Below are 25,322 nucleotides of genomic sequence, written 5' to 3'. Positions count from 1 at the left end.
GAAGAACTTACGGAGCGAAGCGCGGCGGTGAAGCCGACGCCGAGAGGGCAGCGCCGAGAGAGCAATGCGTGGTCGGCCTCACCAAGTCCCTCGCCGTCATGTACCGCGACAAGGGAGTGCGGACGAACGCGATCGCCCCGGGCGGCACGGTGACGGGCATCCAGGTCGACGTGGACGTGGACGCGGAGGCGCAGGGGCCGTCCGTGCTCATGGGCCACCTGGGCAACATCGGCCGTACGGCGACCGCGGACGAACAGGCCGCCGCCATCGTCTTCCTGGCCTCCGGCGCCGCGGGCAACATCAACGGGGCCGTCCTGTCATCCTCGCCGTGGGCAGCGGCTGGTCCGCCGTTCGAGACCCGCGGACCCGCAAGCCGCCGTTTCGGGGTCAGCCGAGGGGGTTGACCCTGGCGCGCAGGGTGTCCAGGACGGGTGCGTACATACGTGACTTGATGGTGCCGAGGGTCGGTCCGGCCTTGCCGGCCTGTGCCTGGGCGAGTTCCACCGCCTTCGCGCGTACGGAGTCCTCGGCCACCGCGTGGTCCACGAGCCCGGCGTCGAGGGCGTCGCCACCTCCGTAGCGGCGGGCGGTGAGCATGGCCTCGTGTGCGGTACGCGGATGCAGCCGGGACTGGATCAGCGCGGACATGCCCGGAGTGAAGGGGATGTTGATCTCGGCTTCGGGCAGACACCAGTAACCGCGGTCGGCCCGCATCACGCGGAAGTCGTGGGCCAGGGAGAACATCGCGCCGGCCGCGAAGGTGTGCCCCTGGAGGGCGGCCACGGTGATCACCGGCAGGGACAGCGTCCGCGCGAACAGCTCCTGGACGCCGCCGACATAGTCCTCCTGCTGATCTGCGTGGGCGAACAGCCAGTCCAGGTCGAGGCCGTTGGAGTAGAACTTGCCCGTGGCGGCGGTCACCAGGGCGCGCGGCCCCTCCGCCTTCTCGACCTCGTCCAGCGCGGCGTTGACGGAGGCGAGCCAGTCGGGGTGGAAACGGTTCTCGCCGTCTCCGAGGTCGAGGACGAAAACGTCGTCCTGGCGGTCGAGCGTCGGCATGGTGACTCCTCACCGGTAGCTACTTGTGAGTAACTTAATGCGCGGCACGCGGGGCGTGCAATGGATGCGGCCGATCGCCCCGTCGAAATCATTCGTCCCCGCTGGCCGGTTTCGGTCTCCACCCCGCCCCCGTGGGAGCGCTTCCATGGCAGGGCGACAAACGCAGTCATGCGCATGCCATGCGACTGGCCCCGTCTCCTGGCGTCGCTCCACCGCGCCATCCCCGCACGCCCGCATTCCTCCCAGTCGTGCTCCGGAAGGGACGGACATGTCCGCCACTGGACGCAACACCACGCACAGCCGCACCGCGCACAGCCACACCGCGCACAGCCGAACCGCTCACGCTCACGCCGCTCACGCTGACGCCGCTCACGCTGACGCCGCTCACGCTGACGCCGCTCACGCTGACGCCGCGCACCATCACGCCGCGCACCATCACGCCGCGCACCATCACGCCGCGCACCATCACGCCGCGCACCATCACGCCGCGCACCATCACGCCGTGCCCGGTAACACCGCGCGGAGATGCCCGCGTTCGGGACTCGCCGTGCTCTTCGCGGCTCTGGTGTCCCTGCTCGCGACGATGCTCCTGAGCGCGCCCGGGGCCGTCGCCCGCGAGCCGGTCGAAAAGGCGCCCGTCGCGGGGGCCGCCGCCGCGCCCGCCGCCGCGCCCACCGCGGCCCTCACCGAGGTCACCGACTTCGGCAGCAACCCCAGCAACCTCCAGATGTACCTCTACGTACCGGACAGCGTCACCGCGAATCCCGCCGTGGTGGTGGCCGTCCACTACTGCACGGGCTCCGGCCCGGCGATGTACTCCGGCACCGAGTACGCCTCGCTGGCCGACACCTACGGGTTCATCGTCGTGTACCCGTCGGTCACCCGCGCCAGCAAGTGCTTCGACGTCTCCTCGCCCCAGGCGCTGACGCGCGGCGGAGGCAGCGACCCGGTCGGCATCAAGTCGATGGTCGACTGGGTGACGCGCACCTACTCCGCCGACACCGGCCGCATCTTCGCCACCGGCATCTCCTCCGGCGCGATGATGACGAACGTCCTGCTGGGCGACTACCCGGACGTGTTCGCCGCGGGCGCCGCGTTCTCGGGCGTACCGTTCGGCTGCTTCGCCACCACCGACGGCTCCGAGTGGAACAGCGCCTGCTCCGGCGGCACCGTGCTCCACACTCCCCAGGAGTGGGGCGACCTGGTCCGCAACGCCTACCCCGGCTACACCGGCCCGAGGCCGCGGATGCAGGTGTGGCACGGCACCGAGGACGACGTGCTGCGCTACCCCAACTTCGGGGAGGAGATCAAGCAGTGGACGAACGTGCTGGGCGTCAGCCAGACCCCGGCCGCGACCGACTCGCCCCAGTCCGGCTGGACCCGTACCCGCTACGGCGCCACCGGTGACCAGGCCCCCGTCGAGGCCATCAGCCTCCAGGGCATCGGCCACAACCTGTACGCCTGGGGGATGGCGGCCCGCGTCCTCACCTTCTTCGGCCTGGACAGCTCGGGCCCAGGACCTCAGCCCCAGCCGGGCGCCTGCAAGGTGACCGCCACGACCAGCGCCTGGAATACGGGGCTGACCGGCTCCGTGACGATCACCAACACCGGCACCTCCCGTATCGAGGGCTGGCGGCTTGGCTTCACACTGCCGTCCGGGCAGACCATCACCAACGGCTGGGGCGCCGCGTACGCCCCGGCGAGCGGCGTGGTGACGGCCACCAACGCCTCGTACAACGGCACGATCGCGGCGAACGCGAGCGTCAGTGTCGGTTATCAGGCGAATCACACGGGGAACAGTTCGGCGCCGGCCGCTTTCACTCTCAACGGCACCGCGTGCAGCGGTAGTTGAGGAAGCGTGAGACCAGTGAAGTCCGTGCAACCAGTGAAGTGCGTGCGACCAGTGAAGTCCGTGAGACCAGTGAGTTCCGTGCGTTCCGGAAGTTCCTCAAGTTCCGTGAGTCCTGTGACTTCCGTGAGATCCGTGTTGCCGTCGCGCACGCAGTCCTTCGTCCATCTGGTCACGACCCTCGTCCTCGTACTGGCCCTCGCCGTGAGCGCGTCCGCCGTGGTGGCCCTGGCCGAGGGGCCCTGGGGCGCGGACCGTGGTTCCGCCGGGCCGGCCGATTCGGCCGCTCGGCACTGGGTCAACACCTGGACCGCGATGCCTCAGCTCACCGAGCCGGGCAATATGCCACCCCCGCCGTTCACCGAGGAGCGTGCCGTCCTGGTCGACACCACCCTGCGGCAGACCGTGCGGGTCTCGACCGGCGGCGGGCGCGTCCGGCTGCGGTTCTCCAACGCCTTCGGCGACACCGCGTTGCCTCTCACCGCCGTGAGTGTGGCTCTTCCGCTCGGCGGGCGGGCCGGAGTCAGCGCCGTCGAACCCGGCTCGCCGCGGCGCGTGACCTTCGCCGGACGCGCGTCGGCGACCGTGCCCGTCGGGGCCCAACTCGTCTCCGATCCGCTGGACTTCGGACTGGAACCGGGTTCCGACCTGACCGTGACCACCTACCTCGCCGAGGGCCAGCCGTCCACCGCGCTCACCTCGCACCCGGGGTCGCGCACCACCTCGTACCTCCAGAAGGCCGGTCACGCCGACCGCACCCGGGATCTCGACCTGCCGGGGGCGACCGCCGTCAACCACTGGTATCTCCTCAGCGATGTCGAGGTGCTTTCCGGCCCCGGTACGGCGGCGGTCGCCGTCCTGGGCGACTCGCTGACCGACGGGCGCGGCTCCACCACCAACGGGAACGACCGCTGGACCGACCGCCTGCTGGACCGGCTCCGCGCGTACCCCGCGACGGGCGCGCACCCCGCGACGGACGAGGTCGCGGTGCTCAACCAGGCCGCCGGAGGCAACCGCGTCCTCAACGACGGTCTCGGCCCCAACGTCCTCGCCCGTCTCGACCGGGACGTCCTGTCCCGCAGCGGAGTCTCCTGGCTGGTCGTCTTCGAGGGGGTCAACGATCTCGGAACCGCCGCCGCCACACCCGCCGCCCAGCGAAGCGTCACGACCGAACTGATCGCCGCGTACGAGCAGATCGTCGTCCGGGCGCACGCGCAGGGCATCCGCGTGTACGGGGCCACGCTGACGCCGTTCGGCGGCAACGCGATGTACGACGATCCCGCCGGGCACCGTGAGGCGTCCCGGCAGGAGGTCAACTCCTGGATCCGTACGAGTGGACGGTTCGACGCGGTCGTCGACTTCGACCGGGCCGTGGGTGACCCGGCGGATCCGCGGCGCCTGCGGGCCACGCTGCACGACGGGGACTGGCTGCACCTCAACCCGGAGGGCTATCGGACGCTGGCCGCCGCGGTGCCCCTGCGGCTGTTCCGGACACGGGCCGACCGACCGACCGGATGATCCGGCGAACGGGAGACCGGATGGTGGGTGACCGGATGATTGATTGATTGACTGACTGACTGACTGGATGGCCGGCCGAGTCAGGCGGTCTTCTCCTTGGCGTCGGTGGGCAGGGGCAGCAGGTCGTGGAGCTGCCTATACCGCTGGGCGCAGGCCGTCTGTGCGATGGCCTGCGAGACGGCGTCGGCCAGCGGGCCAGTGGACTCGCTCAGCAGCCGGCGGGCCTTGTCCGTGAGGGCCACCTCGATGCCGCGCCGGTCGCCGCACGCGGAGTTCTTGCTGATCAGCCCCGCGTGCTGCAGACAGGCGACCTGGTAGGTCAGCCGGGTCTTCGGGCGGCCCAGCAGTTCCGCGATCCGGGTCATCCGCAGGCTGGAGCCCGGCTGGTCGGCCAGCAGGCACAGCACCAGGAACTCGTCGTGCGAGACCCCCATGGCGTCCTTCACGCGCGAACGCAGCTGTTGCTCGATCGCTCCGGCCGCCGCCAGCAGGCGCATCCAGGAACGGAGCTCGGCCGGCAGCAGACCGTCCTCCGGCACGCCTTCATCGTCTACGTCGTCCGGTGTGACGAATGCGGGCTGGTCGGCGGGGGTGGAGGAGGCGGCCATGGTGTCACAGTCTACCGGTTGTCCATTTTTGGATGACCGGCTAACGTGTGGTCATCCAAATTTGGATTACTGATCCGGTCGTCCGTGCACAACCGCACTCATCTCAGGAGAATCTCAATGACCGTGTCAAGCCGCTTGCGTGACCGGTGGAGCGGAGGTGAACAGCCTCTTGTCGCGCAGCATGGCCCACAGCACGTCGACCCGGCGGCGGGCGAGAGCCAGCAGCGCCTGGGTGTGGATCAGTCCCTCGGCACGTTTCTTGAGGTAGTAGTCCCGCGACGGGCCCGGCCGCATCATGGCGGACTGCGCGGACATGTAGAACAGCCAGTGCAGGCGCCGGTTGTAGCGTTTGGGCCGGTGGTAGTTGCCGGTGCGGCGGCCGGAATCGCGGGGCACCGGTGCCAGGCCGGCGTGCGAAGCCAGACGGCCGGCGTCGCGGTAGCCGGACAGATCACCGACGATGGCCACGAACTCGGCGCCCAGGATCGGGCCCATGCCGGGCATCGACTCGATGATCTCGGCACGCTCATCGAGGCGGAAGGTCTCGCGGATCTCCCGGTCGTTGTCCTTGATCCGCTCGTCCAGAGACAGGAGCTGGTGGGCGAGGTCGCAGACCAGCTTCGCCGCCCGCTTCTCACCGGGCAGGGCGGTGAGCTGGGACTGGGCGGCCTCGACGGCCCTGGCCGCGACGGCGTCCGCGCCGCGGACCTTGCGTCGTTCCAGCCGGGTGGTCAGCCGCTTGACGCCGGTCCGGCGCAGTGCGGCCGGGGTCTGGTACTCAGTCAGCATGACCACCGGGCCCTTGGCGGCGGAGTAGTCGAAGGCTCGCTCCAGCGCGGGGCAGATACCGACCAGCAGGTCGCGCAGCCGGTTGATCAGCCGGACCCGGTCGGCGATCAGGTCACGCCGGTAGCCGGTCAGCAGCTGCAGCGTGGAGACCAGCTCCGGCGGGGTCTCGATCGGGGTGAAGTCCCGGCGCATGCGGGCCTGGTCGGCGATGACCAGGGCGTCCTTGGCGTCGGTCTTGCCCTCGCCGCGGTAGGCGCCGGTCATCCGGTTGACGGTACGGCCGGGAACGTAGACGACCTGCTGGTCATGAGCGATGAGCAGGGCCAGCAGCAGGGCGGAGGCACGGCCGGAGATGTCCACGGCCCACCGCACCTCGTCGGCCTTCTCCCGCGCGGCCTCGATCAGCGTCAGGATCTGCGATTCGTCGTTGAGCACCTTCGTCGAGAACAGCGTCTCGCCGCCGGTGTCCACCGCCACCGCCCAGTGGTGGCCCTTGCCGGCGTCGATACCGACCCATATCCGCGCGTGCCGGGTAGTCAACCGCTTCGCTCCGTTCCTCCGTGACCAGCACTTCCACGGCCCGGGGAACACTCCGCCGACAGGTCCTTAACCAGCGATGCCCGCAATTCTCAATCAGCAGTCGGAGCGTCCCGGAGGACCGGGCGGCCATTCTCCTGGAGCCATCAACGGCAAACACCCCATCAGCCACACCCGGTCCTCCCGGACCGCCTCACATTCTTAAGGAAGCCCCATGACCGTCGCTGTGGAAACCGGCCTGTGGCAGCTCGACGCCGTCCGCTCGACCATCGGCATCAAGCACAGGACGATGTGGGGTCTGGTCACGGTGAAGGGTGCCTTCAGCGGTGTGGCCGGTGAGGGTGAGGTCCAGGCCGACGGCACCGCCCACGGCGCCATCACGGTGGACGCCGCGTCGCTCGACACCAAGAACGCCAAGCGTGACGGGCATCTTCGCGGTGCCGACTTCTTCGATGCCGAACGGCATCCGACTCTCGTCTTCGCCGTCCGGGACGCCGTGGTCCGGCCGGACGACACCGTCGGGATCGAGGGGCAGCTGACCGTCCGGGGGGTCAGCCGCCCGCAGTCCGTGACCGCCACGGTCACCGAGTCGAGCGCCGAGGCGGTCACGCTCACCGCGGAGTTCACGGTGGACCGGGAGCAGTTCAACTTGGGCTGGAACCAGTTGGGCATGATCCGAGGGCTGACGACTGTCACGTCGACGCTCAGGTTCACGCGTGGCGCGTAGCGGTAGCGCCTAGCCGTTCGGCGGGGTGCGCGTGTTCTCCGGCCGCGAGCCGGTGGGGGTCGGTCGCGCCGGTCCCCGCGCCTCTGGGAGGCTTGTCGGGCCGTTTCTCGCGCCCCTTTGAGGCGGTCTAGGGGCAGGGCGGTTTCAAAGTCTTTTGATCTTGGATCGGTACTGGTCAGTTGATGCCGATGAGGTCCAGCGGGCGGTGGAACGGCTCGTAGGACATCTCGCGGAGGGCGGCGGCGATGTTCGTGTGGCCGGCTGCTCGCAGTAGGTTGATGGCGAAGCTCCGCAGGGTGGCCATGTTCTCCGGGCCGTGCTCGATTCGGATTTTGGAGGCGTCTTCGGCGAAGGTGGTGTCGCGGACGAAGTGCAGCCGGTTCTCGATGGTCCACTGCGAGCGGGCTATCGTCGCCAGGCGTTCGGGGGATGCCTGTCGGCTGGTCAGGTCGGTGATGACGTAGACAGTCTCGCGGGTGCGCTTGCCGGCCTTGCTGTTGGTGCGATGCCGGGTGATCTTCGCGACCTGGGCAACGTGCGGGAAGTCCGTGACGAGGCCGGTGACGGTCAAGGCTTGCACTACCCGGGTCTCCAGCCGTCCGTGACCTTCGGTGCGGTCGTAGAACTTCGCGCTCGCTTTCGTCCAGGGCAGGGCACGAAGCTGGTGATGCAGGCCCTTCTGGTTGCCCTTGACGGTGAAGGCGTAGTGCGCCTTCTTGTCTTCGACGAGGAAACGGGCGTGGGCGTGCTGGGTGTGCAGGGCGTCGGCGGTGACGACCACGCCGGTCAGGTCGTAGGGGGCCAACAGGGCGGCGAAGCACGTGACTTCGTTCGTCTTGGCCGGTACTCGCAGCTGGGTGACGGTCATCCCGGTACCAGTGATCGCCGCGAGCAGATGCGCGGCCGGAGTGTCGCCATGGCGCGAACCACGGGCGCTTTTGCCGTCCACCGCGAGGGTGTCCGCCCCGGCCGGGTCACACCCCAGCAGGTCGGCCAGGCCGCCGGGACAGACCTAATTGATGATCCGGCGGATCGTCGCCGTACTCGGCGCGAGACGGACGCCGAATACCGAGACGGTGCGGGCGCCGAGTCGGGCGAGGGCGGCCTGCGGGACACTTCGCGCCCACTGCCCGATCGCCGCGAAGGACCGGGCACCGGCTACCACGGTCGAGCAGGCCACCAGCAGCACGCTCACGAACGGGTGACGCTTTCCCCTCCGGCATCGCGGATCTACCAGCGTCCCAAGCCGAGTCGGCAAGCCGACGAGTCCACGGTGCTGACGCGAAGGCGACTTGATCAGACAGACACTGGCAGACTGACGGCACATCGAAGCTCCGTTTGGGCAGGGCGACTTGGGAAGGTCACCCCTTCAACTGGAGCTTCGTTGCATGCGGGGCGGGTCACCGATACACCGTCGTACTGATGGTGTACCGCCGTGTGGTGTAGGCCGTGAGTATCTCTGCGGGGGTCCGGTACAGCACGCACTGGCGTAGCGGCCCTTCGGGCATGCTCGGATCCTCGAAGTCGTCGGCCGGGTCCCGGGTCATGCCGATTCGGCGCATCACCGCCTGGGAACGAAGGTTGTTGACGGTCGTCGACGCAACCACCTCCAGCAGCCCGAGGGCCTCGAAGCCGAAGGCAAGGCATGTCAGGGCGGCCTCGGTGGCGTAACCGTGACCCCACGCCGAACGCATCAACCGCCATCCGATATCCACCCCCGCGAAGGACATGTCCTCGTCCACCTCGTCCAAGCCGACGCGGCCGATGAACTCACCGGTCTCCCTTGCTTCCAGCGCCCACCACCCAAATCCCCGGTCGTCGAACTCGGCCTGCATGACTGCCACCGTGGCAGCGCTTTGCTCCCGCGTCAGCAGTTCCCCCAGGTGTTCTCGGACTTCGGGATCGGCGTTCATCGCCGCCCATGGCTCAAGGTCGGACTCCCGCCACCGGCGGAGCAGGAGACGATCGGTGCGCAGTTCAGACATGCCCCACAGCTAACGCGATCAGGATCCGGGTCGCGATCGCTTATATCGAGCCGTGCGGTCCTCGCCAATGCCAGACCCGCTGCGGAGATCCTTACGGCCTACACCACCCGGCGGGACGCCATCGTCGTACTGCCGTGACCTGCACAGATTCACGAGCAACAGGACTTTGAAACCGCCCTGGGTCTAGGGGCGCGAGCGGGTCGTTACGCGCTTCAGGTGTGTGGTGAAGACCTTTTGGGCGTCGGGGAGAGCGTTCGCAGTGCGACCGCGGCTGTGATGATCACGTCGCAGAGTTCCGATCGCACGTCGTCCCAGGTGTTATCTCTAGTAAGTCCTGAAGTTCAGTTACCTAAGTGACGTTTGCGCGTTTTCTACGTGACAGACAACTATGTTGGGGGACTTCAGTGACGTTAATCGGGCTCTCTTCCATGCCCTGCGTCTACCGGGCCTAGAAGGCCATCAGGCCCGCTGACGGGGCAACGACATGGATCGTCATCAGCAGGGACTACGAGATCCACTCTGAGGCGACTTCGTACCTGACCGCGCTGGCCTCACAGCAGGACGCATCCGTCCATACCCTGCGCAGCTATGCGGGCCGGGTGGCGCTGTACTTGTCATACTGTGCGGGGTTCGGCATCTGCTGGTCGGCGCCTACGATCGTGCAGCTCGCGCAGTTCCTGCGCTGGCTGGTTGAGGAACCGCTGCCGGCCAGGAGTCAGAGGGTGCTCGCCGAGCCCCGGCACCGCAGCAAGAAGACCGCGAACGCGATCATGACCACCTCATGCCAGTTCCTCAGGCACTGCTCCCTGCACGGATGGGTCGCCGCAGACCTGACTGCCCTGCTGACGGAGCCGAGGCTCCTCCATCACATGCCGACCGGCTACAACACCGGTGAGGACGACCAGTACCGCACCGTCCGTGCACGAAAGCTGAAGTTCAAGGTCGCGGTCTCCGGATACGAGTACCTGACCGATGAGCAGGTCCTGCGCATCATCGACCTCACGCGCCATGCTCGCGATCGGTTCCTCGTATCACTCCTGGCAGAGACAGGAGTGCGTATCGGAGAAACCCTGGGCCTGCGCCGGGAGGACATGCACCTGCTGTCGAACTCGACGACGCTCGGGTGCCCCACTGTCGGCCCACACATCCACGTACGCCGTCGCCAGAACTCCAACGGTGCCCTGGCCAAGTCCCGGCAGCCCCGATCGATCCCCGTCAGTGACGACCTGGTCGGCCTCTACGCCGACTACCAGTGGGAACGGGAAGCCGTGCCTGAGGCCGCGTCCTGCGACATGACGTTCGTCAACCTGTTCCGTACGCCGTTGGGCTCTCCAATGAAGTACCAAGCCACGTACGACCTGTTTGCGCGGCTCGCCAAGCGGGCGGGCTTCACGACTCGGCCCCACATGTTCCGGCACTCGGCCGCGACCCGATGGATCCGTCAGGGCAAGCAGCGCCATGTGGTGCAGAACCTCCTCGGCCATGTCAGCGAGCAATCGATGGAGATCTGCCTAAACCCTCGGGAATTGCATCAGACGGGCGAGAATCCGCAGGTCGCATGGTCAAGGCGAGGAGTGGAAGGACTCCGCGGCCCCTTCAAGGTGGCCGCTTGAACAGGCATGTTGCCGAGATGATCCCTTCTGATGCATGATCTGCTCTCCAGAAGGGATGGCCTGGAGTGGTGCATCAGCGCACGGCGGCCCTTGCCGGGTCGGCCCATATAGAGCTCGTCTCCGGTGTGTCCCAGCTGCGTCCGGAGGACGCGATGTTCGACGCGATGCTGAGGGGCTGGCGTTCTCAGCAGAAGTCGCGGGGGTTGAAAGACGAGACGATCGACCCGAGGGAACGGCTGATCCGCCGGTTCCTCGAGTTCGCGAACGAGTACCCGTGGCAGTGGACTCCGGCCCACCTGGACGAGTGGTCGGCATCGCTGATGAGCGAGAAGCATCTGGCGCCGTCCACGATCCGCAGCTACCAGGGCACGGTCCGGCTGTTCACCGAGCTCCTCATCGACGCCCGCTACGGCTGGGGCCCGGCATGCGAGGAAGCCTTCGGTACTTTTCCGGTGGCGATCTGCCATGAGTGGAACACTCTCCCTCACCTGCAGGATTACGAAGGCGACCCGGAGGCGCGGCCGTTCACCAGAGAAGAACTGCAGCGTTTCCTCGACTACGCCGACGACCAGGTCGCACGCGCCGTGAAGTCCAAGCGCAAAGGGGCCCTCGCCGCCTACCGTGACGCCACACTGTTCAAGGTCGTCTACGGGTGGGGGCTTCGCCGGACCGAGACGTCCAAACTCGATGTCGTCGACTTCGGACGCAATCCGCAGGCCCGGCAGTTCGGCCGGTACGGCACGCTCAACGTCCGCTTCGGCAAGGCGAAGAAGGGCCAGCAGCCGAGGCGGCGGAACGTGCTGTCGGTGATGGACTGGGCTGTTGAGGCCGTTGCCGACTACGTCGAGAACGTCCGGCCGCGATTCGGGTTCCCGGACCACCCGGCCCTGTGGATCACCGAGCGCGGGGGCCGGCTCCAGCCCGGCTCCATCAACGACCGGTTCGAGGCATACCGCGATGCCCTAAAGCTCCCAAAAGACCTAGTTCCGCACTCAATCAGACATTCTTACGTCACGCACCTGACCGAGGACGGAGTCGACCGCCGGTTCATCCAGCTTCTCTTGAGTCCTCAGCAGTGTGTCCATGACGTGCAGCACGAGCCTGGGGCGGGCGGCGATCTGTGTGGTGGAGGTGGTTATCTACCGCCGTCCACCAGGCAGTTCTCCGGGAGGTTTGATGCTGGTGCAACGGGTGCTGATGCCCGACTCGTCGCTTGAGTCATGGACGGTCCTCGGCAATGAAGGCGGGATAGTCGAGCCGATCGAGCGTTACCTCGCCTACCTGTCCGACATCGAGCGGTCTCCGAACACGATCAAGGCATACGCTCATGATCTGAAGGACTGGTTCGTTTTCCTCGACCGACGCGGTCTGGACTGGCGTGAGGTCCGGCTGGAGGACTTGGGCGAGTTCGTTGCCTGGCTCCGGTTGCCGCCTGCGGGACGGCATGGCGGTGTGACGTTGCTGCCCTCGGCGGAGCATCACTGCGGGGTCACCACCGTCAACCGGAAGCTCTCCGCCGTCAGCGGTCTGTACGTCTTCCACGCACGCCATGGAGTGGACCTCGGCGACCTTGTCACCGAGCTGCAACCGGTCCGCGCCCGCCGCACGGGCTGGAAGCCATTTCTCTACCACCTGGCCGGCGGCCAGCCGGAGCGGCGTCGCACGATCAAGCTGAAGACGCCTCGCGTGCATCCGACGATCCTGACGGCCGCCCAGGTCCAGGCGATCCTGGACGCCTGCACCCGGCTGCGGGACCGGTTCCTGTTCGCACTGCTGTGGGAGACCGGCGTCCGGATCGGCGAAGCTCTGGGCTTGCGGCACGAGGATCTGGCTGCGGCAGAAGGCGAGTTGACCGTCATGCCGCGCGTTAACGACAACCGGGCGAGGGCCAAGTCCGCATCGCCCCGCACCGTTCCCGTCGGCCCCGAGATCGTACGGCTCTACGCCGACTACCTCCACGGTGAGTATGGCGACCTCGACAGCGACTACATGTTCGTCAATCTGTGGGGCGGCTCCTACGGGCGCCCGCTGACCTACGCGTCCGTCTACGATCTCGTCCTGCGACTGCGCCGCGACACCGGCATCGACTTCGACCCCCACTGGCTCCGGCATACCCGAGCGACCTTGCTCCTGCGGCAGGGGGTGCCGATCGAAGTGGTCAGCACTTTGCTGGGACATTCCTCGATCGCCACCACGCACGACATCTACGGCCACCTGTCGGTGGAGGACGCCCGCCGTGCTCTGGAGGCCGCAGGATTCCTGACCGGCCGGGAGGTGCGCTGGTGAGCCAGGAGACTTTCGCCGTTCCGTCTCCCGGCGCCGGACTACTGGGCAAGTTGATGGCTGCCGTCCGGCCGGAGTTCCGGGTGGATGTGTTCATCCTCGACCCCGGGGAACTGATCTTCGGTCTGGGTGCCTGCCGGGTTCCCGGCTGCCCGCGCCAGCCCCGCACCCGCCAGCTCTGCCGCGGCCACTACTACCGCTGGCAACGGCGCGGGAAACCGGACGTTGAAGCGTTCATCGCCGATCCCGGAGCCGATCCGGTCGGGCGGTCCGAGCTGACCGCCTGCGCCATCGCCGGATGCCGCTTCGGAGCGGCCCGTCAGGGCCTATGCGTGAGCCACAACGGCTTCTGGGAGCGAGCGGGCAAACCCGACAAGAAGATCTGGACCGCGGGTCTCCGGGTGGTCGAAGACGACGGCCGCCGGGTCTGCCGGCTGTGTTCTGCACCCTGTGGGCTCAGAAGAAGTCGCCGTTCTGCCACAACCACAACTCCCGCTGGCAGGCCGTCGGCCGCCCCGAGATCGAGGAGTTCGTACGCCGCTGCGAGGCAGCGGGCGACGACCGGTTCGACTTCCGACCGCTGGACGGAGAGCGGCAACTGCGACTGGAACTGCAGTACGCACTCCAGTGCCGTCACGACGACCGGCAGGTCAACACCCACAGCTCGGCCGTCGCCCCGGTGATCCGACTGACCGCCGCCAGCGGCACCGCGTCGTTGCTGGAGTGGCCGATGGAGCGGTGGAGCGAGTACTACGCGGCGATGCGAGGTGCCAGCCACAGCCAGAACGGGCAACTGGCCTTCCTGCGCTATGCGTACATGCATCTGGAAGACCTCGTCCACGGCAACGGCTGGGAGAGCGAGTTCCCGCGCGACGTATGGGAACTGCGCCGGCTCGGCATCGAGGGCACCCGGGCACGGCTGCGGTTCGACCGCATCACCCAGCCGTGGCTGCGCGAGCCGGCCAAGCGATTCGTGCGCTGGCGGCTGAGCATCGGCCGCAGCATCAACCAGGCCGTCGTCGACATCCTTGCCCTCAACCGCTTCTCCGGCTTCCTGGCCGATCCCCGCGTCGCCGCCGACAGACTCGCCCGCGTGGACCGGACCGTGCTGGAACGCTACCTCGCCGACCTGGCCCTGGACCCGCGCTCGACCCATTCCCGTAGCCGGGACATCGGCTCGCTCAACGCCTTCTTCAACACCGTGCGCTGCCACGTCTGGGACCAGAGTCTCCCAGCGAATGCGACCTTCTACCCCGACGACTTCCCCCGCCCCGACAAGCGACTACCCCGGGTTCTGGCCGAGCACGTGATGGCCCAGGTCGAGCAGCCCGCCAACCTCGACCGCTGGCACAACCCCGACGGCCGCGTGCTGACCTTGATCCTTATGCGCTGCGGACTGCGCGTCGGCGACGCCTGCAACCTGGCCTTCGACTGCATCATCCGGGACGCCGACGGCGCCGCCTACGTGCGCTACCTCAACCGGAAGATGAAACGTGAAGCCCTGGTCCCGATCGACGAGGAAGTCGAGAACGAGATCACCACGCAGCAGCAGCGCGTCCTGGACCGCTGGCCCAGTGGCAGCCGGTGGCTGTTCCCGGCACCCCGGATGAACCCCGACGGCACCCGGCCACTGACCACGCACTCCTACCGCGGGCAGCTCGACCTCTGGCTGGAGCGGTGCGACGTCCGCGACGAACACGGCCGGGCCGTCCATCTGACGCCCCATTAATGGCGCCACACTTTTGGAACCAGACTGATCAACCGAGACGTCCCGCAGGAAGTTGTACGCGTCCTTCTCGATCACTCTTCCGGCGAGATGACCGCCCACTATGCCCGGCTGCACGACACCACGGTCCGCCGGCACTGGGAGAAGGCCCGCAAGGTCAACATCCAGGGTGAAAGCGTCATCGTCGACCCCCAAGGCCCTCTGGCCGAGGCCACCTGGGCCAAGCAGCGGCTCGGCCGTGTGACCCAGGCCCTGCCCAACGGCTACTGCGGTCTGCCAGTACAGAAGACCTGTCCGCATGCCAACGCTTGCTTGACATGCCCGATGTTCGTAACGACCCCCGAGTTCCTTCCCCAGCACCGTGAGCAACGGCAGCAACTGCTGCAGATCGTCTCCGCCGCCGAAGCCCGTGGCCAAGCACGCGTGGCCGAGATGAACCGCCAGGTCCTCGGCAACCTGGAGAAAATCATCACCGGTCTGGAAGACGACCCCGGACAGCCGGAGGCGACCGCCGATGCGAGCTGACAACACTCGGCACATCGTCGACGCCGCCCGCGCCGCAGCGAGTACACCCGCGCCAAAGCCATCCAGGCCCTCCGCACCCTCGACGCCGCAGGCGAGCCGGTCACCTTCGAGACCGTTGCGAAGCAGGCTGGAGTATCCCGGTCCTGGCTCTATGCCCAGCCGGACCTGCGAGCAGAGATCGAGCGACTACGGGCAGCACACCGCCGGGAACCCAGATCGCCGGTTCCCGCACGTCAGCGCACTTCCGATGCTTCGCTGCTGCGACGGCTCGAAGCCGCCAACGCACGCATCCGGCGGCTCACCGAAGAGAACCAGCAAACTCCACGAGCAACTCGCCCGTGCTCTCGGCGAACAACGCGCCGCGACCACCCGTACCGACTCACCACGGGCAGGCGCAAGCAACCCTGTCGACGGTCACCCAGTTCCCCACCGCCAGCGTCAGCTTCCCCGCCCACCCGTTCGAGCTGATCGTGTCGAGTAGGCGGGTGCTCGGCGCGGCCCTGTGTATCCGGCTACACCAACGGCAGGAGCGCCAGCGACTCTTTCAGGTTGTGCTCAGCGATCCCCTGCATGAACGCCCGGTCAGGGAAGTCACCGTCGAGGAGACGCAGTGGACCGGCTACCAGCGACAGACGCATCGCGAGCATATAGAGGTCGAGGCGCTGCGGATCGAGACCGGGCCGGGCCAGTGCGGGGTACCACTCGCCGAAGCGGAGCTGGAGAAAGACGTGCTCCCACTCGACGTCGAAGTACATCAGGCCCTCGATGTCGATCAGGACAGGGTGACCTTCGGCGTCGACCAGGACGTGGTCGGGTCCGAGTTCACCGTGGATCAGTCCGTATTGCGCGCGAGGGTTCACACAATCAGCCAGTTCCTGCAGACGGTCGCACAATGCCGTGCCGACTGCCGCGATCCTGCCGTCACGCCCCGCTGCCTCCTCAAGGTCCCGCAGAGCGCGGTCAAGGACCCGTCGCTCGCACGAGATCTCGGATGCGGAGCCGCCCCGCTCCAACAGGTCCACCCTGCCGTAGTGCTGGGCCTGGTGCCGGTGCATCACCTCAAGCATCTCGGCGAGGTCGCCCAGGGCTCCCGCGGCGCGCGTGGGATCGGTTTCGAAGAGTGCTTCGAGCGTGCTGCCGGAGGCATCCTCAACCACGGCGACGTCCGCCGAATACTGGCGACGACTGTCATCCGTCAGAAGCACCTGCGGAACCCGCACCCCGAGGCTGTTCAAGCTCCGCTGCGCGGTGAGGAACGGGACCAGCCCGGAGGCGGGCGCGAACGGGTCAGCCAGGTCGCCTTCGTGCGCGCCTGGCCAGAAGTTCTCAGCTTCGGCCCAGCTGTAGATGATCACACTCGCCGGGTGGCTTCCATCGAGGCGGACCCGGTACACCCCTTTCTTGCTTCCCCCGCGCAACCGGTCCACCGCGACAACGTGGCATCCCGCTCCCAGTGCGTCACGCACGAGCCCCGACAGGTCTTCGATGTCCGCGAATTGCCGCATCCGCAGAACCTACTGAAGAGGCTGCCGCGCGTGCCACTGGATACCTCCTCCGCAGCCTCTGACTGCCGACGAATGGCCGACGCCCGGGAGCCCCTCCAAGAGACCGTCGACGAGCAATCCCAGGTCGGTAACGATCGGCCCGTGCTGAAAGGCCCCCCAGTGCCCTCATCAGCTACGTCACGGACAACGACCGCAACACAAACACGCAGGTCAACAGCCCGCCAGCACAGCGAACTAAAGATAATCCAGGAGCAGGTCGGCCACGAGTGCGACAGCTCCCTGGCCATCTACACGCACGTCAGCGACGACTTCATGAACACTTCCCTGCACAAGGCACTGGCCCCGGCGTTCGCCGGGGTCTGACAGGAGGGATCCGGCGATGGCCGCCAAGCTCGACTACCACTGGCACCTGCGCAAGGTCATGGCGGACCGCGGGATGTTCTCCACCACCGACCTCATCCCGCCGCTGGCCGAACGTGGCATCAGCCTGTCGTCGAGCCAGGTCTACCGGCTCGTCGTGGAGCGACCGGAGCGACTGAGCCTGAAGATCCTCATGGCCCTGCTCGACATCCTCGACTGCGCCATGGACGACCTCATCGAGCCCATCGCGGCGGCCGGGACCGTGAAGAAGCCGAAGAAGCCGAAGAAGGCAGCCGTCGGCGGCAGCACGTCAGCCGGGGCGGAGGGACTTGGTGAGTTGCGGCCAAAGCGGGCCAGGATCAAGGGTGTTGACCGGCCATGACCACCGCTGACCATCTCGACCGCACCGTCGCGGACCCCATCGGCCTAAGCACAGCCCTGGTAGCCGACGTCGAGAAGGGACTCGGCACCGAGACTATCCGGGCCGTGGTCACCGCGGTCGCGGGCGGCCGCGCCAAGTCACGGCGCCTGGCGGACGCCCTGGCGATGCGGCCCGCAGTCCTGACCGACGGCCGGTCCCCGGCACCCCGGGCCATCGGTGATCTGCTCATCGAGCTCCGCAAGGCCGGCGCCTCGGCGATCGCGCCGCCGGCCTGCGCCGAGTGCGGCAAGACGCTGCGAACCCTCCAACGCCAGGGCCAGGACTGGTACTGCTCGGTCTGCGGACAGGAGACCGCCGAGTGCACCGCCTGCGGCACCGTCCGACGCGTCGGCTTCCGGGACCACAAGGGCCTGCCTCGCTGCAAGATGTGTCCCGGCACCGACGACCGTGACCCCGCCACGGTCGTCCACGGGCTGATCACCCTCATAGCCCCGGGCACCGACCGCGATGTGATCGCCGAAACCCTCCGCCGGACAGCACCCCAGCGTCCCGCCTACCGACAACGGCTGGTCTGGGCCTTGGAGGAGGAGAACCCCCGCCTGCTGACACGGGGAGGGCTATCTGGCACCGCATCGCGCCATCCTGCGGTTCATCGACCTGCTGCACGAGGCAGGCGTCGCCGGGATCGTCCGGCCCGCCTGCCCTCGCTGCCACCGGGGGTCCGCATCGACAAGCCGCTGGACGGGCAGCGGGTCTGCCGCAACTGCATCGCCAAGTCCCGCAGCGAAGAATGCGTACGCTGCGGAGCCCGGCGCGAGCCGGCTATCCGCGACGACCGAGGACGACCGCTGTGTCCGAACTGCCTGGTTACCGACCCTGCGAACATCGAGGTCTGCATCAGCTGCGGCAAGCGTCGACGAGTACAGAACCGCACCTCCGACGGCCCTCTGTGCCCCAACTGCTGCCCCCTGCCCATCCTGGTCTGCTCGATCTGCGGTCGCACCGCACCCGGCACCCACTCCCGGCTGACCGGTCTGCCCCGCTGCGGCGGCTGCGACAGACGCCAAGCTCACTGCACCTCCTGCGGGCGGCTCCGCGGCATCCACTCCGGCACCGCCGAAGCCCCCGTCTGCGGACCCTGCACCGCACCGGACACTGAGCTCTGGCGCCCGTGTCCCACCTGCGGGCAAGCAGAACGACTGCGATCTTCCGGCCCGTGCCCTCGCTGCACGCTCAAGCAGCGGCTCCACGAACTCCTCGCCAACGGCTCAGGCTTCATACCCCCGAGGCTTCACGCCCTCCACGACGCCCTGGCCGGCACCGAACGAACCGCCACTGCGCTGCGCTGGCTCTCCGGCGGCATCGTCTCCACCGTCCTGTCCGATCTCGGCTCCGGCCGCCGCCCCTCACTCACCAGGCCCTGGACGAGCTCCCCGAAGGCAAGGTCGTCGAGCACATCCGCAGCGTCCTGGTCGCCACCGCAGTCCTGCCCCAGCGGGACGAGCAGATGGTCCGCCTCGAACGGCACGTGAAGGACCTCGTCGCCTCCCATGCGACCGTCGAGGGACGGAAAATCCTGCACCGGTACGCGACCTGGCACCTCCTGCGCCGGCTTCGCCGACGCAGCCGCGGCAAGGAGACCACGCACTCCCAGCTTCAGGTCGCACGGCAACATCTGCGGGCGGCCGTCTATCTCCTGAACTGGCTCCAGGACCAGCACCTGACCCTCGCCACCTGTCGACAGGCCGACCTTGAACGCTGGACGACCAGCGACGACGTCCTCCTTCGCCAGGAGGCAGGCCAGTTCGTGCGCTGGGCCCTCGCCCAGAAGATCGCCCGTGACCTCAGCTTCCCGGCCGAGCGGTGGAACGGCCCCTCCCAGCCGATGGACGACGAAGCCCGCTGGGCTGCCGCCCGACGCCTGCTGCACGACGACACCTTCAAGCCCGAAGACCGCCTCGCCGGCCTGCTGTTGCTCCTCTACGCCCAGTGGCCCGCAGCGATCTCCCGCCTCACCGTCGACCACATCGAGGAGACCGACGGGGCGGTCCGCATCCGCCTCGGCGCCGTCCCGGTCGAGCTACCCGCACCCGTTGCTGAGCTGGCCCTCCAGCAGGTCGTGGTTCGCCGCAGCCATGCCGTCCTCGCCCGCACGGATTCGCCCTGGCTCTTCCCCGGCGGCCAGCCCGGCCGCCCGATCAGCGCCTGGGCTATGGGAGAGCGGCTCCGCAAACTCGGCATCCGGCTCGCGGAAGCCCGCCCAACTGCGTTGTTCCAGCTCGCCACCGAACTGCCCGCCGCGGTCCTCGCCCGCACCCTCGGCATCGACATCACCGTCGCCGTCAAATGGCAGCGAGCCTCCGCCGGCGACTGGGCCGCCTACGCCGCCGACGTCGCCAACCGCCGCCCGCAACCACCCCGTTCAGAAGGGCCATGATGACCAGCAGTCCGAAGGCATCGTCGAAGGCGGACGAGCACGGCAGTCCCGAATTCCCGCAGCTCGAACAGGCGATCATCCTCATCACCGGCATCCAGGCTTCTGGAAAATCGACGGTCGCGCAGGCACTGGCCGAGCGGCTGCCGCGCTCCGTGCACGTGCGCGGCGACCAGTTCCGCCGCATGGTGGTCAACGACCGCGCCGACATGACCTCCGCCCCCAGTGACGAGGCCATCCGCCAGTTGCGGCTCCGTCACCAGCTGACCGCACACACCAGCGACGACTACTTCCGAGCCGGCTTCACCGTGGTCGCACAAGACGTCATCCTCGGCGAGCACCTCGCCCAGACCGTCGCGCAGATCCACAGCACTCCGCTGCTGGTCGTCGTCCTCGCGCCAGAACCCGAAACTGTCCTGGAGCGCGAGGCCGTCAGAACCAAGAACGCCTACGACACGCTGACCGTCCACATGCTCGACAAGGTCCTTCGCGAGGAGACCGCACACCTCGGCCTCTGGATCGACACCTCGTTCCAAACTCCCGCCGAGACTGTGGACGAGATCCTCGCCCGCGCCTGGACAGAGGCCCGCATCGGGGAGCCAACAGCTTGATCCAGCAGGCATTCCGAGAGTTCCAATACCCGACTGCACCATTAGTGAGCATCAAGATGAAGCGGGAGGCCATCAACACCATCAAGAGCCTGACCACCGACCGCTTCGGCAAGCCTGCTCCGATGGGGTCGAGCACAGCGTACGAGATGCGGTCCGTGGCGGTGGCGTTCGGAAACTGCATCGAACCCACGAACGTGAAGGCTGGCGGGAAGGCATGCCCCATCAGGTTCCAGTGTGCCGGCTGCGGTTCCTATCGGCCCGATCCGTCATACTTGCCTGCCGTTGAGGAGCACATCCGTGCGTTGAAGGCGGATCGCGAGCTCGCTGCCGCCATGGGAGCAGCAGATTTCGTGATCCGCAACCTGGACGATCAGGTCACAGCGTTCCAGGGCGTCGGCGAGAGCCAGAAGGAGAAGCTGGCTTCAATGCCCGACGAGATGCGAGACGAGGTCGAGGAAGCCAGCCAAGGTTCTGCGGAAACTCCGAGCTGGGACCTCCAAGAGTGCTGTGAGCCTGGGCATGCCCGGAGTCGGTCCTCCGGAGGTGATCGCATGACCAAGAAGCCGCGCACGCCAGCTCAAGTGCTGCTTGAATCTCGCCAGAAGACCAGCCGGGAGAAGCGGGCCAAGGTTCTCGCCGTAGTAGACCAGATGAAGGCCGACGGTGCCCCGATCACGTTCCTCTCAGTCGCCAAGCGAGCGGCTGTCTCGAACTGGCTTGTCTACGCCTCAGGGGTCCGCGAGCACATCGAAGCCGCTCGCTCGGGCCAGGCGGTCGCCATGACCCGGCAGCGCAAGGAAGGATCGGTGGCCAGCCTCGCGAGCCTGGCCACCGACCTCAAGTCCGCACGTGCCCAGGTCCGGGCACTCACCGAGGAACGTGACCGACTCAGGGCCGCCGTGCAGCGCAGCCTCGGCGAGCGGGTGGATGCCGTCTCGGCCAAGGACTTGGTCGCCCGTATTCAGGAGTTGACGGTCGCCAACCAACACCTCGCCGCGAAGTTGGCTCGATCCGAGGCAGACGCAAGGATCCTGCAGACGGAGCTGGACGAGGCGCAGGACGATCTGGCTGCCGCCCGGACGGTCCTGCGGAACATGATGCGGGACCAGAGCCGCGACTCGTCCTGATGGCTCTCGCGTGACTCGGCCCGGAGTCCTAGCCCGGACACCAGGAACAAGTAACCCGCCGGTAGCTTTCAGGACTTCATGATCACGTTCTTCATCGGCTGGCGAGGCGCGAGGGTTCGTGATCGCTGTCGACAGACGATCGTTTTTCGACACTCCTCGGCCGCGGACGGCTAGTGCCGCGGTACGTGCCTTGCCGCCTGGTCGATGTAGAGAGCTATAGTGCTAGGCAACTAGGCAAATGGAGGAATGGGTGATTGAGTTCCACCTGAACGGCCGGTCCGGTCTGTCCCCGTACCAGCAGCTGGTCCAGCAGGTACGGCACGCATTGCGCCTGGGTCTGCTGAAGGAGGGGGACAGGCTGCCGACGGTCAAGGATGTGGCGAAGCAGATGGCGGTCAACCCGAACACGGTGCTCAAGGCGTATCGCGAGCTGGAGCACGACGGCCTGGTGTCCGCCCGCCCCGGCGTGGGCACGTTCGTGACCCGGACGCTGGCCGACGCCACGCTCGCCGCGCACGGCCCGCTCCGCAAGGACCTGCAGCGCTGGCTGACCAAGGCCCGCCTGGCCGGGCTCGACGAGGAGAGCATCGAGGCGCTGTTCATCAACGCCTTTCACAACGCAGCCGGAGAGGACGTAGCGTGAGCGCCGTCTTACGAGCCCAGACACTGGGCAAGAAGTACAAGCAGCGCTGGGCCCTGCAGAACTGCGACCTGGACGTCCCGGCCGGCCGGGTGGTGGGCCTGGTCGGCCCCAACGGGGCTGGCAAATCCACCCTGTTGAACCTGGCCTCAGGCATGCTGACCCCGACGGCCGGCACCATAGAGGTGTGCGGCGGCTGTCCTGCCGAGGGTGTGGACCAGCTTGCCAAGGTCGGCTTCGTCGCCCAGGACACCCCGACCTACGCCTCCCTGAGCGTCGCCGACCACCTTGACTTCGGCAAGCGCCTCAACCCGAACTGGGACGACGCCGTGGCGCGTGACCGGATCCGTCGGCTCAGCCTGGACCCCAAGCAGCGGGCCGGAAAGCTGTCCGGCGGCCAGCGCGCGCAGCTCGCCCTCACTCTGGGTATCGCCAAGCGCCCGGAGCTGCTCATCCTGGACGAGCCGGTCGCCGCCCTCGACCCGCTCGCCCGACGGGAGTTCATGCAGGATCTGATGGAGGCCGTCGCCGAGCACGAGATGAGCGTCGTACTCTCCTCGCACCTGGTCTCCGACGTGGAGCGGGCCTGCGACTACGTCATCGTCCTGGTCGACTCCCGGGTTCAGGTGGCCGGCGACATCGACGACCTCGTCGCCTCGCACCACCGGCTCACCGGCCCGCGCCGTGACCCGGCGGCCCTTCCGGCGGGCCAGCACGTCATCTCCGCCAGCCACACCGAACGGCAGACCACACTCCTGGTGCGCACCGACACCGCGGTCCACAATCCGTCCTGGAGCGTGAGCCCGCTCGGCCTGGAGGACATCGTCCTGGCCTACATGACCAGCCCTACGAACGCGTTCCGTGACTCCCGGCCCACCCTTGAGGTGCTGCGATGATCTGGCTGACCTGGCGACAGTTCCGCACCCAAGCCACGGTCGTGTATCTCGCCCTGGCCGCCCTCGCCGCGCTCCTCGCGGTCACCGGACCGCAACTGGCCGACCTCTACGCCCGTGTCGGTGACGATCTGTTCGGCCGGATCACCAGTGCCGACCGGACCGTGTACTACCTCGGCCTCACGGTCGTCCTGCTCGTGCCGGCCGTCATCGGTACATTCTGGGGCGCACCTCTGATCACCCGTGAGCTGGAGACCGGCACGTACCGCCTGGCGTGGAACCAGAGCATCACCCGAACCCGCTGGCTCGCCACCAAGCTCACCCTCACCGGCGTGGCCACCATGGCCGCCGCCGCACTAGCCACCCTCGCGGTGACCTGGTGGAGCGGCCCGATCGACCAGGCCGTCAACAGCGGCGGAAGCGGCGCGGACCCCTTCTACCCGCGCATCGATCCCCTGGTCTTCGGAGGGCGCGGCATCGTCCCGATCGGCTACGCCGCCTTCGCCTTCATCCTCGGCGTCACCCTTGGCGTGCTCATCCGCCGCACCGTGCCCGCGATGGCCGCCACCCTCGCCGCGTACGCAGCCGTGCAGATCGCCGTGCCGCTGTGGGTCCGGCCCCATCTGGCCTCGTCCGTCGATGCCACCCTGTCGTTCACCGAGGCCAAGCCGGTGAACATCGGCATCGACGCCGTGCGCAAGGTGGACTTCGGCCAGCCGGGCGCCTGGATCCTGTCCGAACAGACCGTCAACGTCTCCGGCCAACCGGCCGCTCTGCCCGCGTCGTTCATCGACTGCCCGTCCATGTCGGACTGCGCCACCGCACTCACCAAGGCCGGCTACCGACAACAGGTCACCTACCAGCCCGCCGGTAACTTCTGGACACTCCAATGGGCCGAGACCGGCCTCTACCTCGGCCTCGCCCTGGCCCTGACCGGATTCTGCGCCTGGTGGATCCGCCGCCGGGTGACCTGACAGACGTCAGTCCCACTACGGAGACGGGAGTAACCGCGAGGGCAGCCGAGACCTGGCTGCCCTCGCGGCCTTGCCCCTCACCGTTCAAGATCAATCTCACCGGTACTGGCTGTTCCGTTGGCCCCTAGGGCCGGAATCACTCGCAAGCTGATGGACCTGCTGCCTGCAAGATGATGGCCTTCGGCCGCCGGGAGAAAACGTGCCTCACGTGCCTGACAACTGTGAAGGGCTCTGACCAGTATGTATATGCAGATGACCCAGATAACAGGTGTGCGACACGCCCTTGCGGGGGTTCTGGCCGGTGGCCCCGATGACCGCCTCGGCGACCTCGCCCACCTCCTCCGAGAGCTTCAGCATCCGCAGGAGCAAGGTCTCCTGGGGAGGGCGGTCCGGTTGGGCCCGGGCCAGCCAGTCCTGGAGGTGCTCGATGGACTCCCAGAGATCGCCGTCGTCGCTCATGGCGTTCAGACTGTCATGAGCGACGTCGAGGAGGGGGTGCCCTACGAGCCGTGGGCCACCCCCTCCTCGTCGAACAACTCGCCCTGTTCGCCCTCCTCCTGGCGCCGCACCCGCGCGTACCGCGCTCCGATCACCGCCAGGGTCGCCGCGGCCGTCCCCGCGAGAGCGACCGGCACCATCCAGTTCCGGTCGACCGTGTGGCCCATGACGTGGTCGAGGGAGATCCGGCCGGGGCCCGTGACGGCGAGCCCCGCCGCCGCGAATCCCAGGTACGCCGCGTACTCGTAGCCGCCGCTCATCGCGAAGAAGCCGTTCGGCGCGTGCACCGCGGCGGCTCCCGCCATCGCCCCGGCCGCGGCCGCTCCGGCCGCCGGGGTGGCGAGGCCCAGCGCGAGCAGCGTGCCGCCGCCCGTCTCCGCCAGGCCCGCCGCGGCGGCGCTCGCCCTGCCGGGTGCGTACCCCACGGACTCCATGAACTCGCCGGTCCCGGAGAGGCCACCGCCGCCGAACCAGCCGAAGAGCTTCTGCGCCCCGTGCGCCGCCAGCACTCCGCCCGTACCTAGGCGGAGCAGCAGCAGTCCCAGATCGCGTCGGTCGAAACAGGTCACGGTTCCCGTCACTCCTCGCATGTCCACACCCGCACGCCCCTGCTGGCGTACGCGCCTGACCACCGTCGCACCGAAGGGGCGCCCGAGCCCTGGCCGGCGCCGCCGATCGG

At 67.9% G+C, this 25,322-nt stretch carries 25 protein-coding genes and 2 pseudogenes; 18 read left to right on the top strand and 9 right to left on the bottom strand.

Annotated features, from left to right (window positions below; all coding sequences use genetic code 11):
* The first annotated feature begins 68 nt into the window (after positions 1 to 68).
* Positions 69 to 404, top strand: a complete 336-nt coding sequence (locus ACIOKD_RS09725) for an SDR family oxidoreductase (protein ID WP_402080576.1) — start codon at positions 69 to 71, stop codon at positions 402 to 404.
* Here the strand turns inward: ACIOKD_RS09725 and ACIOKD_RS09720 are convergent.
* Positions 388 to 1,059 carry an enoyl-CoA hydratase-related protein gene (locus tag ACIOKD_RS09720; RefSeq protein ID WP_402080574.1) on the bottom strand — a complete coding sequence of 224 codons (672 nt, stop codon included), beginning with the start codon at positions 1,057 to 1,059 and terminating at the stop codon, positions 388 to 390. The two genes, ACIOKD_RS09725 and ACIOKD_RS09720, sit on opposite strands and share 17 nt — an antisense overlap.
* 583 nt (positions 1,060 to 1,642) lie before the next feature.
* On the opposite strand from ACIOKD_RS09720, the gene ACIOKD_RS09715 reads away from it, so the two are divergent.
* Both ACIOKD_RS09715 and ACIOKD_RS09710 read left to right on the top strand, forming a co-directional pair.
* The gene (locus ACIOKD_RS09715; RefSeq protein ID WP_402080725.1) at positions 1,643 to 2,911 is read left to right on the top strand and encodes a PHB depolymerase family esterase; all 1,269 of its coding nucleotides are present in this window, start codon (positions 1,643 to 1,645) and stop codon (positions 2,909 to 2,911) included.
* Between the two features lie 165 nt (positions 2,912 to 3,076).
* Complete coding sequence (locus ACIOKD_RS09710; RefSeq protein WP_402080722.1) at positions 3,077 to 4,426, top strand: SGNH/GDSL hydrolase family protein; 1,350 nt, start codon at positions 3,077 to 3,079, stop codon at positions 4,424 to 4,426.
* A gap of 80 nt (positions 4,427 to 4,506) precedes the next feature.
* Here ACIOKD_RS09710 and ACIOKD_RS09705 read toward each other — a convergent pair whose 3' ends face one another.
* Positions 4,507 to 5,034, bottom strand: a complete 528-nt coding sequence (locus ACIOKD_RS09705) for a MarR family winged helix-turn-helix transcriptional regulator (protein ID WP_402080571.1) — start codon at positions 5,032 to 5,034, stop codon at positions 4,507 to 4,509.
* Positions 5,035 to 5,160: 126 nt separating this feature from the next.
* Complete coding sequence (locus ACIOKD_RS09700) at positions 5,161 to 6,363, bottom strand: IS110 family transposase (RefSeq protein WP_402080568.1); 1,203 nt, start codon at positions 6,361 to 6,363, stop codon at positions 5,161 to 5,163.
* A gap of 211 nt (positions 6,364 to 6,574) precedes the next feature.
* On the opposite strand from ACIOKD_RS09700, the gene ACIOKD_RS09695 reads away from it, so the two are divergent.
* Entirely contained in the window at positions 6,575 to 7,087 is a 513-nt protein-coding gene (locus ACIOKD_RS09695) for a YceI family protein (RefSeq protein ID WP_402080565.1), read from the top strand.
* Between the two features lie 175 nt (positions 7,088 to 7,262).
* On the opposite strand, the gene ACIOKD_RS09690 is transcribed toward ACIOKD_RS09695, so the two are convergent.
* The 3 genes from ACIOKD_RS09690 to ACIOKD_RS09680 all read right to left on the bottom strand — a co-directional run bounded on the left by ACIOKD_RS09690 (position 7,263) and on the right by ACIOKD_RS09680 (position 9,072).
* The gene (locus tag ACIOKD_RS09690) at positions 7,263 to 8,036 is read right to left on the bottom strand and encodes an ISAs1 family transposase (RefSeq protein ID WP_402080563.1); all 774 of its coding nucleotides are present in this window, start codon (positions 8,034 to 8,036) and stop codon (positions 7,263 to 7,265) included.
* A gap of 63 nt (positions 8,037 to 8,099) precedes the next feature.
* Positions 8,100 to 8,282: a hypothetical protein gene (locus ACIOKD_RS09685; protein WP_402080561.1), complete on the bottom strand. Its 183-nt coding sequence runs from the start codon at positions 8,280 to 8,282 to the stop codon at positions 8,100 to 8,102.
* A 205-nt stretch (positions 8,283 to 8,487) separates the two neighbouring features.
* Positions 8,488 to 9,072, bottom strand: a complete 585-nt coding sequence (locus ACIOKD_RS09680) for a GNAT family N-acetyltransferase (protein ID WP_402080558.1) — start codon at positions 9,070 to 9,072, stop codon at positions 8,488 to 8,490.
* Between the two features lie 458 nt (positions 9,073 to 9,530).
* Here ACIOKD_RS09680 and ACIOKD_RS09675 point away from each other — a divergent pair, with 458 nt between their 5' ends.
* The 6 genes and pseudogenes from ACIOKD_RS09675 to ACIOKD_RS09650 all read left to right on the top strand — a co-directional run bounded on the left by ACIOKD_RS09675 (position 9,531) and on the right by ACIOKD_RS09650 (position 15,687).
* Entirely contained in the window at positions 9,531 to 10,685 is a 1,155-nt protein-coding gene (locus ACIOKD_RS09675) for a tyrosine-type recombinase/integrase (protein WP_402080719.1), read from the top strand.
* Between the two features lie 68 nt (positions 10,686 to 10,753).
* Positions 10,754 to 11,902 carry a tyrosine-type recombinase/integrase gene (locus ACIOKD_RS09670; RefSeq protein WP_402080556.1) on the top strand — a complete coding sequence of 383 codons (1,149 nt, stop codon included), beginning with the start codon at positions 10,754 to 10,756 and terminating at the stop codon, positions 11,900 to 11,902.
* Positions 11,862 to 12,971 (top strand): tyrosine-type recombinase/integrase, encoded by a 1,110-nt coding sequence (locus ACIOKD_RS09665; protein WP_402080553.1) that lies wholly within the window; start codon positions 11,862 to 11,864, stop codon positions 12,969 to 12,971. Before ACIOKD_RS09670 ends, ACIOKD_RS09665 begins: the two co-directional genes overlap by 41 nt.
* A 295-nt stretch (positions 12,972 to 13,266) precedes the next feature.
* Positions 13,267 to 14,754, top strand: a pseudogene (locus ACIOKD_RS09660) (tyrosine-type recombinase/integrase); the annotation flags it as partial.
* A 30-nt stretch (positions 14,755 to 14,784) separates the two neighbouring features.
* Positions 14,785 to 15,219, top strand: a complete 435-nt coding sequence (locus ACIOKD_RS09655) for a hypothetical protein (protein WP_402080730.1) — start codon at positions 14,785 to 14,787, stop codon at positions 15,217 to 15,219.
* 60 nt (positions 15,220 to 15,279) lie between these two features.
* Positions 15,280 to 15,687: a DUF6262 family protein gene (locus tag ACIOKD_RS09650; protein ID WP_402080716.1), complete on the top strand. Its 408-nt coding sequence runs from the start codon at positions 15,280 to 15,282 to the stop codon at positions 15,685 to 15,687.
* A gap of 44 nt (positions 15,688 to 15,731) precedes the next feature.
* Here the strand turns inward: ACIOKD_RS09650 and ACIOKD_RS09645 are convergent, their stop codons facing one another.
* Positions 15,732 to 16,724 carry a phosphotransferase gene (locus ACIOKD_RS09645; RefSeq protein ID WP_402080550.1) on the bottom strand — a complete coding sequence of 331 codons (993 nt, stop codon included), beginning with the start codon at positions 16,722 to 16,724 and terminating at the stop codon, positions 15,732 to 15,734.
* A gap of 379 nt (positions 16,725 to 17,103) precedes the next feature.
* Here ACIOKD_RS09645 and ACIOKD_RS09640 point away from each other — a divergent pair, with 379 nt between their 5' ends.
* The 8 genes from ACIOKD_RS09640 (at position 17,104) to ACIOKD_RS09605 (ending at position 24,145) form a co-directional block, all read left to right on the top strand.
* Positions 17,104 to 17,466, top strand: coding sequence for a helix-turn-helix domain-containing protein (locus tag ACIOKD_RS09640; protein WP_402080547.1), 363 nt, complete (start codon positions 17,104 to 17,106; stop codon positions 17,464 to 17,466).
* Complete coding sequence (locus ACIOKD_RS09635; RefSeq protein ID WP_402080544.1) at positions 17,463 to 18,998, top strand: hypothetical protein; 1,536 nt, start codon at positions 17,463 to 17,465, stop codon at positions 18,996 to 18,998. The genes ACIOKD_RS09640 and ACIOKD_RS09635 overlap by 4 nt, the downstream gene beginning before the upstream one ends.
* Positions 18,974 to 19,903, top strand: a complete 930-nt coding sequence (locus ACIOKD_RS09630; RefSeq protein WP_402080541.1) for a hypothetical protein — start codon at positions 18,974 to 18,976, stop codon at positions 19,901 to 19,903. Before ACIOKD_RS09635 ends, ACIOKD_RS09630 begins: the two co-directional genes overlap by 25 nt.
* Positions 19,900 to 20,511, top strand: coding sequence for an AAA family ATPase (locus ACIOKD_RS09625; RefSeq protein WP_402080539.1), 612 nt, complete (start codon positions 19,900 to 19,902; stop codon positions 20,509 to 20,511). The genes ACIOKD_RS09630 and ACIOKD_RS09625 overlap by 4 nt, the downstream gene beginning before the upstream one ends.
* Before the next feature lie 44 nt (positions 20,512 to 20,555).
* Positions 20,556 to 21,638 carry a DUF6262 family protein gene (locus tag ACIOKD_RS09620; RefSeq protein ID WP_402080536.1) on the top strand — a complete coding sequence of 361 codons (1,083 nt, stop codon included), beginning with the start codon at positions 20,556 to 20,558 and terminating at the stop codon, positions 21,636 to 21,638.
* Between the two features lie 238 nt (positions 21,639 to 21,876).
* Entirely contained in the window at positions 21,877 to 22,281 is a 405-nt protein-coding gene (locus tag ACIOKD_RS09615; protein WP_402080533.1) for a GntR family transcriptional regulator, read from the top strand.
* Complete coding sequence (locus tag ACIOKD_RS09610) at positions 22,278 to 23,174, top strand: ABC transporter ATP-binding protein (protein WP_402080530.1); 897 nt, start codon at positions 22,278 to 22,280, stop codon at positions 23,172 to 23,174. The genes ACIOKD_RS09615 and ACIOKD_RS09610 overlap by 4 nt, the downstream gene beginning before the upstream one ends.
* A complete protein-coding gene (locus tag ACIOKD_RS09605) occupies positions 23,171 to 24,145 on the top strand; it encodes a transporter (RefSeq protein ID WP_402080528.1) in 975 nt (324 codons plus the stop codon). Before ACIOKD_RS09610 ends, ACIOKD_RS09605 begins: the two co-directional genes overlap by 4 nt.
* A gap of 267 nt (positions 24,146 to 24,412) precedes the next feature.
* Here the strand turns inward: ACIOKD_RS09605 and ACIOKD_RS09600 are convergent.
* Positions 24,413 to 24,604, bottom strand: a pseudogene (locus ACIOKD_RS09600) (MazG-like family protein); the annotation flags it as partial.
* Positions 24,605 to 24,645: 41 nt separating this feature from the next.
* Positions 24,646 to 25,212 (bottom strand): DoxX family protein, encoded by a 567-nt coding sequence (locus ACIOKD_RS09595; RefSeq protein ID WP_402080526.1) that lies wholly within the window; start codon positions 25,210 to 25,212, stop codon positions 24,646 to 24,648.
* Between the last annotated feature and the right edge of the window lie 110 nt (positions 25,213 to 25,322).

Source organism: Streptomyces sp. NPDC087844 (assembly GCF_044742785.1).
Lineage (GTDB): Bacteria > Actinomycetota > Actinomycetes > Streptomycetales > Streptomycetaceae > Streptomyces.
This window is presented reverse-complemented; position numbering and strand designations above follow the sequence as displayed.

Coding starts and splice junctions, on each gene's coding strand:
- ACIOKD_RS09625 (WP_402080539.1), top strand. CDS start 19,900: ATGATGACCAGCAGTCCGAAGGCATCGTCGAAGGCGGACGAGCACGGC.
- ACIOKD_RS09680 (WP_402080558.1), bottom strand. CDS start 9,072: ATGTCTGAACTGCGCACCGATCGTCTCCTGCTCCGCCGGTGGCGGGAG.
- ACIOKD_RS09695 (WP_402080565.1), top strand. CDS start 6,575: ATGACCGTCGCTGTGGAAACCGGCCTGTGGCAGCTCGACGCCGTCCGC.
- ACIOKD_RS09615 (WP_402080533.1), top strand. CDS start 21,877: ATGGAGGAATGGGTGATTGAGTTCCACCTGAACGGCCGGTCCGGTCTG.
- ACIOKD_RS09635 (WP_402080544.1), top strand. CDS start 17,463: ATGACCACCGCTGACCATCTCGACCGCACCGTCGCGGACCCCATCGGC.
- ACIOKD_RS09655 (WP_402080730.1), top strand. CDS start 14,785: ATGACCGCCCACTATGCCCGGCTGCACGACACCACGGTCCGCCGGCAC.
- ACIOKD_RS09630 (WP_402080541.1), top strand. CDS start 18,974: ATGGTCCGCCTCGAACGGCACGTGAAGGACCTCGTCGCCTCCCATGCG.
- ACIOKD_RS09720 (WP_402080574.1), bottom strand. CDS start 1,059: ATGCCGACGCTCGACCGCCAGGACGACGTTTTCGTCCTCGACCTCGGA.
- ACIOKD_RS09665 (WP_402080553.1), top strand. CDS start 11,862: ATGCTGGTGCAACGGGTGCTGATGCCCGACTCGTCGCTTGAGTCATGG.
- ACIOKD_RS09705 (WP_402080571.1), bottom strand. CDS start 5,034: ATGGCCGCCTCCTCCACCCCCGCCGACCAGCCCGCATTCGTCACACCG.
- ACIOKD_RS09645 (WP_402080550.1), bottom strand. CDS start 16,724: ATGCGGCAATTCGCGGACATCGAAGACCTGTCGGGGCTCGTGCGTGAC.
- ACIOKD_RS09715 (WP_402080725.1), top strand. CDS start 1,643: ATGCTCCTGAGCGCGCCCGGGGCCGTCGCCCGCGAGCCGGTCGAAAAG.
- ACIOKD_RS09640 (WP_402080547.1), top strand. CDS start 17,104: ATGGCCGCCAAGCTCGACTACCACTGGCACCTGCGCAAGGTCATGGCG.
- ACIOKD_RS09605 (WP_402080528.1), top strand. CDS start 23,171: ATGATCTGGCTGACCTGGCGACAGTTCCGCACCCAAGCCACGGTCGTG.